Consider the following 12,192-nt stretch of genomic DNA (forward strand, 5'->3'; position numbering starts at 1 on the left):
GGCAAGAGCGGGGAGAAGAGTCGCTTTGCCGGTCCAGATCACAGGCGCACCCGGACACCGAGAAAATATTGCGGCCCGGTATTGCTGACCTCGGCGATGCTGTCATAGCCGCCCTTGTAGAACACATCCTTGGTGCTGGTGATGTTGAGCGCCTGCGCCTTTAGCTGGATGTTCTTGGTCAGATCATATTGCGCCGAGAGGTTGATATAGTCCGCCCCGCGTACCTCGCGATTGGTGCCGCCATTTGGTTTGTAATAGGATGAACGGTAGCGATACGACGCACGCAGCGACGCACCCCATTTTTCGAAATAGACCGAACCGCTGGCGGTGAATTTCGACAGGCCGATCAGATTCGATGGATCGAGAAACGGCGCGAGCGTCGACGTATCGGGGAATTCGAAATCGGCAAAGGCGCGGTTGGCCGAGCCGGTGACGCCGAAGCCGTCAAGCGGCGACGGAAGCCAGGTGAAGGCGTGGCTCGCCGTCACCTCCACGCCATAGAGATGACGTGTGTCGAGGTCATTGGCCGGGCCGACCGGATTGATCGTCAGGTTTCGCACCTGCGGCGCGCCATTATCGGTGATGGTGGTGATGGTGACGTCGGTCGGGATCGGTTCCGACCGGCCGATCACCGCGCCCTTGACCCATTTGTAATAGCCCGCGACCGCGAGCATCGTATCCTTCGACGCATAGAGCTCAATCGACGCATCGGCGTTCCACGCGCGGAAAGGCTTCAGATCCGGATTACCGGTGGTCGCGTTGAGGATGATGTTGTTGGCGCCGGTGCCGGTGCCTGGAGTCAACGTAATGCCGGCGCCGAAGCTTTCGATGCCCGACCGGGCGATCGCGCGATACGCGGCAAGGCGGAACTTCAACTTGTCGGTCAGGTCGAAGGCGATGTTCGCGCTCGGCAGCAGATAGCTGTAGCGGCCCTTGGCGGTATTCGAGGTCAATGTTCCCGCCGGATCGACCGCGACGACATAATTGTCGGCCCCGGTGTCGACCCTGATCAGATAGGATTGTCGATAGCCGATCGAGGTGATGTCGGTGCGGACATAACGCAGGCCAACATTGCCGCTGAACGGCACGCTGCCCAGATCCGAACGGAAATTCGCCATCGCATAGGCGGCGTAGATCCGCTCGGTAACGTCGATGTCGCTCGGGTCGCGGCCATCTGTCGGATAGGGCAAGGCATCGTCGCTGCCGGCAAAGGCACGGTACAGACAGTCATTGTCGAATGTCGCCCAGTTGGTCAGGTTGGTGCCCTGTCCCGCCATGTATGAGGTGGTGGTGAACGGCACGCGGCAATTCTGATTGGCGGTGGTGATGATCGCCGCGACCTGGGCGGACGTGCCGGGAATGGTGTTGAGATCGGTGTTGCGCGCATTGTCGTTGGTGCGGTTGTGGCTCGAGAAGCGGCCACCGACCTTGACCGAGGTCAGGAACCCGTCAAGTTCGCGCGTCACGTCGAAGCGGCCGGCCCAGATCTCGTCCTTGCGGTCAGTGACGAAACGGTTGCGCGCATAGACGGCAGTATTGCCCAGTGCGAGGAAATTGGCGGGGTTGGTCACGTCGAAATTATCGAACACCACATTAGGCACGACATTGTCGTCAGTATAGGTCAGCGTATAGCCGACCCGATTGGTCGAGCGCATCCGCGTCGCCTTTTGCGTCTCGGTGCGGTGCGAGCGCGAATAGGAGCCGTCGGCGCTGATCGTCCAGCGATCGGGCGTCCAGATCAGGCTCAGGCCCCCGCCGAGATATTCCTCGTTGCGCTGGCGCGTCTCGAGCTGGTTCTCGATATTCGAATTGCCGCGATAGCTGATCAATGCACCGGGCGAATAACCGTTGTTGCCATTGCCGATGATCAGCGGCTGGATGCCGCGAAGTCCCTCGGCGATCGACAGTACGTTGCGGTCCTCCAGGCTGTCGCGCTTGGAATATTGCCCGTCCAGCGCAATTTCGAAATCGGGCGAGGGGCGCCATTGCAGCGCACCGATGATCGCATCGCGGACTTCGGCGGTCTTTTGCGTGCGGAAGCTGCGCGATGAATTGGCGTAATAGGTCTGGCCGCGCGTCTCACCGACGGGAATCGCCGGGGCGCCTGTGGTCGGCGCCGCGGTGCGCGGGCCAGTCGCAAGCGCACAGTTAACGCCGCTACCCGCCGTGACGAGCTGGGCGGCGGGCGCGATGACCAGCCCGGCATTGTTCGCGCTTGTATTGCAGGCCTGGAATGTCGCGTTGGCGTTGTAATAATCCTCCGGCGTGGTGGTGTCCTGACGCTGGTAACCGATGCTGATGCCGATATCGCCAATGCCGGTCTTGAACTGATCGGTATAGGAGATGTTGGCGCGGTACCCGATGCCGTCATGCTGATAGACGTCATTGTCCTTGGGCTGATAATCCGCGCGGAATTCGGCCTGGATGCGGCGCTTGCCGTAATCGAGCGGCTTCATCGAGCGCAGTTCGATCACGCCGCCGACGCCCCCTTCCAGGAAATCGGCCTGCTGCGTCTTGTAGACCAGTACGCCGTTGACCAGTTCCGACGGAAATTGCTGGAACGCGACCGAGCGGTCGGGCCCGGCGGTCGAGACTTCGCGGCCGTTGAACGTTGCCAGGGTGAAGGTCGGACCAAAGCCGCGCACCGACAATTCATTGGCATTGCCCTTGAAGCGGTCGGCGGTGACACCGGTGATACGTTCCAGCGTGTCGCCGACCGAATTGTCCGGGGTCGCACCTATCTCGTCGCTGACCAGACCGTCGACGATGACCGAGGAATCACGCTTGAGTTCGATCGACGAACGCTGTGTGGCGCGGGCGCCCGTCACAACGATATCCTCGCTCGACTGCTCCTGCTCGGCGATGTCGGCAGTGTCGACCGCAGGAATTGCCTGGTCCTGTGCCGTCGCCACGGGAGCAGGCACGGGCTCCGCGGCTGTCGCGGCGAGCGGCGACAGGCCGATTCCGGCAGCCGAGGTGAGCAGGATGGCCCGGATCATGTGGCGGCGCTTGGTGGTGTTGGTCATGTAATCCTCCCCGTTTCGTCAGCGCATTTCGCGCTCATGACCCGATTGTCACCGGTGTCATTGCTGCGCGAAACTAGCTGCGTCACGGGCCGTGTCAATCCCGATTTCGAGAGTTGTATGACAATGTCCAGGCGATTTTGACGGTGTCTGGGGCTGATATATCTTTGGAATCCAGACTCTTGCCGCAGCGAATGAGCGTATTGAACGGGCCTGTCGGCGCCCGATAAGGCTCGGCAGAGATTGGTTGCGCGGTACAATCGCCCACCCCCTGCGTCGTGAATCCCGACACCTCACCAGTGCCGAATCGAATCGCCGATGTCCCCTGTTGCGTCACATCGCGCGAAAAGCTGGCGAACTCCAGGTCGATCCGCGCGATCCCCACCGAAGGCTTTGAGGTGATCGTATCGCTGCGCGTGATCTTGCCCGGCGCGAGCACATAGCGCGTCGCGATCGTCACACGCCCATCGGCCTTGGCATTGGCCCCGCCCATCAGGTCGAGCGCATCCTGGCGCCAGCTCACCTCGGTCACCGCGCCGCGACGGGTGATCGTCACGCCCTTGAAGTAAGCGAGCGGCATCAGCACGCTGCCGTCGGCAAGGGTGATGCGCGGGACGAGATGAGGGTAGCTCGCGTCAGCCGATCCCTGCAGCATGCCCGGCGAGAACGGCACCGGAAAATAGGGGTTGTGCATATGCTGCCCCTCCGACCCGTTGATGATCGGCAGGCCGATGACCTGCTCCCCGTCGCGTATCGTGACCAGCGCACGGTCATGATCGCCGCGCGCGAACCAGGTCGTGGTGACACGCGGCAGCGTCTTCAGCCAGCGGGCATAATCGGCGCCGGCCGGCGCCTTGCCGCGATAGCCAAGGCCGTTCCAGATCGCGTCGGTGTAGATATATTGGCGCGCCAGGCTGAGATTTTCACCGAAAATGCGGTGCTTCCCACGATAGGCGTCGGTGCGCCGTCCCTGATCCCACATATCGACCGATCCGGTGCCGGCATCGACCCAGAAGTCCATATAGCGCGCGGCGATGCGGCTGGAGAAAGCATAGGCCATACGCTCCTCCTGCGGCGTCAGCACTTTCAGCCGGGCGGCCGCGGTGAGCACTTCGAGGAATGCGGTTTCGCCATATGGGCCGATGCTGCGACCATATTCGAAGCCCTCGCCCTCCAGGTTGAAACGCGGCAGCATCAGGTCGATCGAGCGCCTGAGCCAGCCCTTGACCTCCGCCGTCGGGGTCATGCCGGTTTCGACCAGGCGCTGGGCGATCTCGCCGATCAGCAGCACACTGTAACGGTCGAACCGTCCCTCGCCCTCGGTCTCGTCGGCAAAGCCATATTTGCCCGAATAGCGGCGATAATGGTCGAGCGTCTTGGCGAGCAACGCGTCGCTGCCGCTGGCATCCTCCCAGCCGAGCAGGAAACGCAGCCGCGCCACGCTGAACGCGACGCCGAAATAATTATTGGGCAGGTCGATCAGCGTCAAATTGGGCCGCACGAAACGATGCCAGTCGAGCTTCAACCGCAATTTGGCGAGCGTCGCAGGGCGCACCGCGCGGTCGAGCAGCCCGGCTTCCTTCAGCTGATGCAGCGCGGACATGTAGTAATACATGCCCCAGGTATCATTGGTGTCGTCGATCGTCAGGTCAGCGATATCGGCAAAATCGGCCAACCGTTGTGCCAGCCGCGGATCGTCCTTGGGCAAGTCGAGCAGCCGGTAGGACATGGCGATGGCGATCTTGCCGGGCAGGAACTTGTCGCCGCTTTCGAAGACCTTGACCCCGCCCAAGGTCATGGCGCGCTTCTCCCTCAGCAACTGTGCAAGCAATGCTTCGAGCTGCGGCATCAGGCGCTTGTCGACTGTGTCGTGCATCGGCGGCGCTGTGAGATAGGTCGGGCCATGCGGCCGATCGGCCCAGCGGTCCGCTCCCGGCGCAGGGGCAGCCGCGACGAGCATCGGCAGGGCAAGCGCACCCAGCATCGCGTGGCGCATCACCGGCCACCGCCATGGCGCGCGAGATCCGCCATTGCCGTGCCGGCAAGCAGGAAAGCGCCGGTGCCGTAATATTGCGTATCCTCCTTCGCGACCTTGTCGGGTCGGTCGCTGACCTGCTGCACCCAGCCGAGCTTGCCGTCGGGTTGCACTGCGCGCTGCAGTGCCGCCCAGCCCTTGATCGCCGCCGGGCGATAGGTCTTGCGGTCGAGCACACCGGTGTCGACGCCCCAGGCAAAAGCATAAGTGAAGAAGGCGGTGCCGCTGGTTTCCGGCGGCGTGTCAGGACCATTATCGAGCAACGAAGGTGCCCAATAACCATCGGCCTTTTGCAACGTGACGAGCCGCGCCGCCATTTCGCGAAACAGCGACACATAATAGGGGCGCTTGGGGTCGTTCGCGTCGAGCATCTGGATGGTGCGGACAAGGCCCGCCATCACCCAGCCGTTGCCGCGGCTCCAGAACAGCTTGCGCCCGGCCGCATCGCGGCGGTCGAAGAAACGGCTGTCGCGGAAGAAGAGGTGCTCGCTCTTGTCGAACAGATAGTCGGTGGTGGCGCGGAATTCCTGATGCGCGAAGGTCGCGTAACGCTGGTCACCGGTCGCGCGCGCCATGCGCAGTAGCGTCGGCGGCGCCATGAACAGCGCGTCGCACCAGCACCAGCGCTGCGTGCAGGGCGGATCGCCGCTACCGGGAGGGCCAAGGACGAAAGCCAGATCGCCGGTCGGGCGATGGGCGAACACATTCTCGAAATAGGCGCGCGCCGGGACGATCGCGCCATCGCCCGCACCATGTTTCGCCGCCCATAGCCAGGCCTGGGCAATCAGCTGATCATCGGCATGGAAGGGCTTGTCGCCCAGCCGCCATTGCTCCTTCCGGCCGAGGTCGAGCAGCGCCCTGGCATAATCGGGCTTGCGACTGCGGTCGGCAAGTTCAGTCAGCGCGGCCCAAAAGGTCGCCTGTTGCCAGTCGCGCGGATTCTGCACGCTCTTCGATGCCGCCGGCATGTGATCGAAGGTGTCGAGATGCGCGAGCTGCCAGTCGGCGACACGCTGCGTGGCGGCGAGGATCGCCGTGCGCTGCGGCATGGCGGGTTCGGCCGGAGTCGCGGCGGCCGCGACAAGGGCGATCGGCGCGAGAAATATCATGGACATACGGCTTTTCCCTTTATCTCGACGATCGCGACTGACGACAAAGTCAGCCGCATCGTGTTGGCGGTGGTGAGGGCGAACGGCGCACTCACTTTGGACAGATCGGCGCCGACCAGGCAGCCGAGCGGTATTGTCAGGCTTTGCCACCCGCGCCCGGCAAGCGCGGTCAGCGATTTGGTCGCATCGAGCTTGCCGGTGCAGCCGGCCCCGCAACGCAGCTCGAGCGTCACCGGCCCGGCGGGCGCGGCATCGACCCGTAGCGCGATTGCCAGGGCAAGCGGACCGGTGCGCGACAGGTCGGCGGGGCGCGGATTGGCGATCAGCAGCGTACCGCGCGAACGGCCACTCCAGCTGACTTCGCGCGCATCCTCCTGCCGGTCGCGATCGACCGGGCGAATGGCGAGCGCGCCATTATCCGCCACGCCGGTGACGGGCTGCGGGCTGTCATTCGCCCCATCGATCTGCAGCGTGCGCGGAGTGATCGCTCGGCCGCCGTCGAACAATGGCCCGATCGGTTTGGCGAGCGCGGACAGGTCGATGCCGGACTCCTCCGATAGCGGCGCGACCGGGCTGCGGTCGGCAAACGTCAGGCCATAGCCGAAAGGGAAGAGCGGCGCGTAATTCGCATCGCCGACATTGAGCGGCGATTGCGTCGCTTTGGCCGGCCAGGAGAAGGACAGCTTGCCGCGAAACTCCTGCTTGCCGAACAGCATGTCGGCAACGCCGCCGCCCTCTGATCCCGGCAACCACGCCGCAACGAACGCGTCGGCGGCATTGATGTGGCGATTGACCCAGAGCGGACGCCCCGAGAGGAAGACGGCAACGACGGGTACCCCTTGCGCCTTCAGGCGCTTCATCACGCCGAGCGCATCGCGCGTGTCGTCGAACAGCAGGTCGGCACGATCACCCTGGAATTCGGCATAGGGATCTTCGCCGAACACCATGATCGCGACATCGGGCCTGGTCTTATACTGCCCGTCGACCGCCAGTTCGGCGGACCCGCCGCCGGCGGTGACGGCATCGCGCACCCCGGCCCAGATCGATTGCGCGCCAGGGAAATGCTCGGGCCTGGTGCCGGTGCCCTGCCACGTCAGCGTCCAGCCGCCCGACTGCTTGGCGACGTTGTCGGCGCCATCGCCCGCGACAAGGATGCGTGCCGAAGACTTGAGCGGCAACACGCCGCGATTCTTGAGCAGCACCAGCGATTCGCGCACCGCCTGACGCGCGATGGCGCGGTGTTCGGGCGATCCGAGCAACGCATATTTGCCCGACAGCGGCCGGGTCGAAGGCGCCCCCGCCTCGAACAGCCCGGCGCGCAATTTCACGCGCAGGATGCGCCGCACGGCATCGTCGAGCCGCGCCATTGGCAGAGTACCGGAACGTGCGGCGGCCAGCGTGCTGGCATAGAGCGCGCGCCAGCTATTGGGCGCCATATACATGTCGAGCCCTGCCTTCATCGATGCGGGGCAATCGGTCGCGGTGCAGCCCTCCACCTTGGCATGGCCATCCCAGTCGCCGACCACCAGCCCGTCAAAGCCCCAGCGGCGCTTGAGTACGCTGGTCAGCAGATCGGGATTGCCATGCATCTTGGCGCCGTTCCAGCTTGAGAAAGACGCCATCACTGATTGCACGCCGGCATTGAGCGCTGCGACATAGCCGGTGGCATGGAGCCGAATCAGATCGGCTTCGGAAATCTGCGCATCGCCGCGGTCGCGACCGCCGAGCGTGCCGCCATCGGCGAGGAAATGCTTGGCGGTGGCGATGACGTGCGGCCCCTTGAGCCAGTCAGCCGCCCCCCGCTTGCCCTGCAGCCCCTCGACATAGGCGGTAGCATAATCGGCGATGATCCCCGGATCTTCGGAGAAGCTCTCATAGGTCCGGCCCCAGCGATCGTCTCGCGCCACCGCAATCGTCGGGGCGAAGGTCCAGTCGAGCCCGGTCACGCGCAGCTCAGCGGCCGTCGCCGTGCCGATTCGCCCAATCAAAGCGGGGTCGCGCGCCGCGCCCAAGCCGATATTGTGCGGGAACAGCGTCGCGCCGACGATATTGTTATGGCCATGAACCGCGTCGCTGCCCCACATCACCGGGATGCGCGGCAGATCGCCCTGCGGGCGCATCGACGCGGCATAATAAGCGTCGGCGGCAGCGACCCAGGCGGAGGCCGGGCCGAATTCATCACCGCCGGGCGACGAGCTGCCGCCATTGAGCACTGAGCCGAGATGATAGGTCGCGACGTCCTCGGGCGTGACGCTGCCGATATCGCCCTGAATCGTTTGGCCGACCTTCTGGTCGAGCGACATGCGTGCCAGAATCGAATCGATGCGCCGCTCGATCGCCGGGTCAGCAGGCGGCGGCGGGTTGACCGCCGGCCATTGATCGGGATGCACGACCGGCGCATTCTGCGCCACGCCGATCACGGGCACCGCGAGCGCAAGCACCGCCGCACAACCCGTCAGGGACTTCCAGATCATCCTACATCCTCCCACCGGCTGGCAATTTTATGACACCGGTAACAAAACACTTTTCCTTTTTCGCTGGCTCTGTCAATAAAGTTGTACGACAACTATCGCAACAGCTCGAAAAAACGAGATGGGAGGGACGCTAATGCCGACAATCAAGAATGCTCGCGTCATTGTCACGTCCCCCGGCCGCAACTTCGTTACCCTGCAGATCGAGACCGATGATGGTGTCACCGGTCTGGGAGACGCGACCCTGAACGGTCGCGAGCTGTCGGTGGTGAGCTATCTGACCGATCATGTGATCCCGTGCCTGATCGGCCGCGATGCGCACCGCATCGAGGATATCTGGCAATATCTCTACAAGGGTGCGTATTGGCGACGGGGTCCTGTGACCATGTCGGCGATCGCTGCGGTCGACACTGCCTTGTGGGACATCAAGGGCAAGATCGCCGGCCTGCCGCTCTATCAACTGCTCGGCGGGGCAAACCGTGACGGGGTGATGGTCTATGGCCATGCCAATGGCGCGACGATCGACGAGACGATCGAGGCAGCACTCGATTATCAGCGCCAGGGCTACAAGGCGATCCGCCTGCAATCGGGCGTGCCGGGGCTTGCCTCGACCTATGGCGTGTCGAAGGACCGCTATTTCTACGAACCCGCCGATGCCGATCTGCCGACCGAGAATCTGTGGTCGACCGAGAAATATCTTCGCTCGGTGCCTGAGCTATTTGCCAAAGCGCGCGAGGCGCTCGGCTGGGATGTGCATCTGCTGCATGATGCGCATCACCGGCTGACCCCGATCGAGGCGGGGCGGTTGGGCAAGGATCTCGAACCCTATCGCCCGTTCTGGCTCGAGGATGCCGTCCCGGCCGAGAATCAGGCGAGCTTCCGCCTGATCCGCCAGCACACCACCACGCCGCTTGCGGTGGGTGAGATCTTCAGCTCGGTCTGGGACGCCAAGCAGCTGATCGAGGAGCAGCTGATCGATTATATCCGCGCGACCGTGGTCCATGCCGGCGGCATCACCCATCTGCGCCGCATCGCCAGCTTTGCCGATCTGCACAATGTCCGTACCGGCTGTCACGGTGCGACCGATCTGTCGCCGGTGTGCATGGCCGCCGCACTGCACTTCGATCTGTCGGTGCCCAATTTCGGGGTGCAGGAATATATGCGCCACACGCCCGAGACCGATCAGGTCTTCCCGCACGCCTACACCTTCGCCAATGGCGCGATGCATCCCGGCGACAAGCCCGGCCTCGGGGTCGAGATCGATGAGGTCCTTGCCGCGCAATATCCCTACAAGCGCGCCTATCTCCCGGTGAACCGTCTCGAAGACGGCACCATGTTCTCCTGGTGAGCGGCACAACGTGTCACCCCCACCGCGACCACGCCGTTCCCGCGCGCGCGGCGACGCCGATCGCGCGCCGCACCGCGGCGCTCGCCAAGCCCCGGACGCGGCGATATGCTCCCTCCCCATGAAAACAGGCGGCAATCCAACCATCAACGACGTCGCTCGCCTCGCGGGTGTGTCGAAGAAGACCGTCAGCCGGGTGATCAACCGATCCCCCCTGCTGAGCGACGAAACCCGGCTGCGGGTCGAGACCGTGATCGGCGAGCTCGGCTATACGCCCAATCCGCAGGCGCGCGGCCTTGCGCTCAGGCGCAATTTCCTGATCGGGCTGATCCACGACAACCCCAATTCGCAGATGGTGCTGGGGGTGCAGCAGGGCATTCTCGAAGCGATCCGCGAGACCGAATTCGCGCTGGTCGTGCGGCCGGTCGATCGCGGGTCGCCGGCAATGCTCGATGACGTGCGGCATTTCCTCGAACGCCAGCGCCTGTTCGGCGTGCTGCTGCTGCCGCCGATTTCGGAGAATGACGAGCTCGCCCGGCTGTGCGAGTCGCTCGGCTGCCGCTATGTCCGGATGGGCTCAGCCAAGCTCGACGACGATCATCATTCAGTCGCATCGAACGATGCCGAGGCGGTGACCGAGGCGACGCGCTACCTGATCGAACAGGGCCATCGCCGTATCGGACTGGTCACCGGCCCGCATGGCTTCCGCTCGGCGATGGAGCGCCGTGCCGGGTTCGAGAAAGCGCTGGCCGAAGCGGGGATCAAGCTGCCGCGCGGGCTAGTCGCGAATGGCGATTACCGCTTCGATTCGGGGGTCGAGGCGGGCAATCGCCTGCTCGATCAGGTGCCGATGCCGACCGCGATCTTCGCTTCGAACGACGAGATGGCGGCGGGCGTGCTGCACGCGGCGCGCCAGCGCAACCTGGCGGTGCCGCAGGACCTGTCGGTGATCGGTTTCGACGATACCGAGATCGCCGGCCATGTCTGGCCACCGCTGACCACAGTGCGCTGGCCGATCACCTCGATGGCGCGCTCCGCCGCGCTGAAGCTGCTCGCCGGCACGCTCGACGACGATAACGGCATCGAGGAGCCGTCGCTATTCCTGTCGAAGCTGATCCGCCGCTCGTCGGTCGCGCGGCCGCAGCCAGAATAATGTCGATGGCCCCGCTGACATCGCCTCTGACACCGGTTACTTGCGGCACTGCCCGATCTTTCTCAACCCTCCCCGCCGCTTTGGCGGCCTGACCACTCAACGGAGATCCTCCCCATGTTCGACCGGACCTATTACGCGACTCACCCCGACATGATGGAGTGCGTGTCCAATGACGAGCTGCGCGACCGCTACCTGATCCAGGATCTGTTCCGCGAGGGCGAGTGCGCGCTCAATTACACCCATGCCGATCGCTTCGTGATCGGCGGTGTGGCCGTCGGCAGCAGCCCTGTGAAGCTGCCCGACCAGACCGAGCCGCCCTCCGCGGCCGGCCATCCGTTCCTTGAGCGGCGCGAACTGGCGGTCGTCAATGTCGGCAAGGTGGACGGCGTGGTCACCGTCGATGGCGAGACCTTCACGCTCGGCAACCGCGACTGCCTGTATGTCACGATGGGCGCGAAAGAGGTGCTCTTCTCCGGCGAGGGCGCGCGCTTCTATCTCGCCTCCTGCCCGGCGCATAAGGCCTTCACCACCCGCAAGCTCGGCATTGGCGACGCCAATGCGCTGGAGCGCGGCAGCCTGGAGGAATCGAACGAGCGGACCATCTTCCAGCTCGTCATTCCCGGCGTGTGCGACAGCGCGCAGCTGGTCATGGGCCTGACCGTGCTCAAGCCCGGCAGCGTGTGGAACACCATGCCGCCGCACATCCATGAGCGCCGGTCGGAGATCTATTTCTACTTCGAACTCGACGGCCCGGCCGACCGCGTGTTCCATTATATGGGCGAGGGCGACGCGCTTCGGCACATCGTCATCGCCAACGAAGAAGCGGTGATCAGCCCGCCCTGGTCAGTGCATATGGGATCGGGCACCAAGGCCTATGCATTCATCTGGGCGATGGCGGGCGAGAACCAGGATTATACCGACATGAACGTGCTGGATATCTGCCAGCTGGCTTAACTTCATTCCCCCTTCCGCTTGCGGGAGGGGTTAGGGGTGGGCTCGCGCCCTCCTCGACCGATGCGCTTTCAGGATAGCGCGAGCCCACCCCCGACCCCACCC

General features: G+C 64.1%; 7 protein-coding genes. 3 read left to right on the top strand and 4 right to left on the bottom strand.

Annotation, left to right across the window (positions count from 1 at the left end):
- Window positions 1-38 precede the first annotated feature (38 nt).
- The 4 genes from ACRECS_RS12690 to ACRECS_RS12705 form a co-directional block, all read right to left on the bottom strand.
- Window positions 39-3,026, bottom strand: coding sequence for a TonB-dependent receptor (locus ACRECS_RS12690; protein ID WP_431583330.1), 2,988 nt, complete (start codon window positions 3,024-3,026; stop codon window positions 39-41).
- 94 nt (window positions 3,027-3,120) lie between these two features.
- A complete protein-coding gene (locus ACRECS_RS12695) occupies window positions 3,121-5,022 on the bottom strand; it encodes a hypothetical protein (protein ID WP_431583331.1) in 1,902 nt (633 codons plus the stop codon).
- Complete coding sequence (locus ACRECS_RS12700) at window positions 5,019-6,173, bottom strand: glycoside hydrolase family 88/105 protein (RefSeq protein ID WP_431583332.1); 1,155 nt, start codon at window positions 6,171-6,173, stop codon at window positions 5,019-5,021. Before ACRECS_RS12700 ends, ACRECS_RS12695 begins: the two co-directional genes overlap by 4 nt.
- A complete protein-coding gene (locus ACRECS_RS12705; RefSeq protein WP_431583333.1) occupies window positions 6,164-8,641 on the bottom strand; it encodes a glycoside hydrolase family 3 protein in 2,478 nt (825 codons plus the stop codon). The genes ACRECS_RS12700 and ACRECS_RS12705 overlap by 10 nt, the downstream gene beginning before the upstream one ends.
- 133 nt (window positions 8,642-8,774) lie before the next feature.
- Between ACRECS_RS12705 and manD the strand changes: the two genes are divergently transcribed.
- The 3 genes from manD to kduI all read left to right on the top strand — a co-directional run bounded on the left by manD (window position 8,775) and on the right by kduI (window position 12,090).
- Window positions 8,775-9,986: a D-mannonate dehydratase ManD gene (gene manD / locus ACRECS_RS12710; protein ID WP_431583334.1), complete on the top strand. Its 1,212-nt coding sequence runs from the start codon at window positions 8,775-8,777 to the stop codon at window positions 9,984-9,986.
- Between the two features lie 118 nt (window positions 9,987-10,104).
- Entirely contained in the window at window positions 10,105-11,136 is a 1,032-nt protein-coding gene (locus ACRECS_RS12715; RefSeq protein WP_431583335.1) for a LacI family DNA-binding transcriptional regulator, read from the top strand.
- 114 nt (window positions 11,137-11,250) lie between these two features.
- The gene (gene kduI / locus ACRECS_RS12720) at window positions 11,251-12,090 is read left to right on the top strand and encodes a 5-dehydro-4-deoxy-D-glucuronate isomerase (protein WP_431583336.1); all 840 of its coding nucleotides are present in this window, start codon (window positions 11,251-11,253) and stop codon (window positions 12,088-12,090) included.
- The last annotated feature ends 102 nt before the right edge of the window (window positions 12,091-12,192 follow it).

Origin of the sequence: Sphingomonas sp. (assembly GCF_050725575.1) — a bacterium.
Lineage (GTDB): Bacteria > Pseudomonadota > Alphaproteobacteria > Sphingomonadales > Sphingomonadaceae > Sphingomonas.

What these genes read in the sequence shown, in the direction of transcription:
- ACRECS_RS12690 (WP_431583330.1), bottom strand. Translation starts at nt 3,026, where the DNA reads ATGACCAACACCACCAAGCGCCGCCACATGATCCGGGCCATCCTGCTC.
- ACRECS_RS12700 (WP_431583332.1), bottom strand. Translation starts at nt 6,173, where the DNA reads ATGTCCATGATATTTCTCGCGCCGATCGCCCTTGTCGCGGCCGCCGCG.
- ACRECS_RS12705 (WP_431583333.1), bottom strand. Translation starts at nt 8,641, where the DNA reads ATGATCTGGAAGTCCCTGACGGGTTGTGCGGCGGTGCTTGCGCTCGCG.
- manD (WP_431583334.1), top strand. Translation starts at nt 8,775, where the DNA reads ATGCCGACAATCAAGAATGCTCGCGTCATTGTCACGTCCCCCGGCCGC.
- ACRECS_RS12715 (WP_431583335.1), top strand. Translation starts at nt 10,105, where the DNA reads ATGAAAACAGGCGGCAATCCAACCATCAACGACGTCGCTCGCCTCGCG.
- kduI (WP_431583336.1), top strand. Translation starts at nt 11,251, where the DNA reads ATGTTCGACCGGACCTATTACGCGACTCACCCCGACATGATGGAGTGC.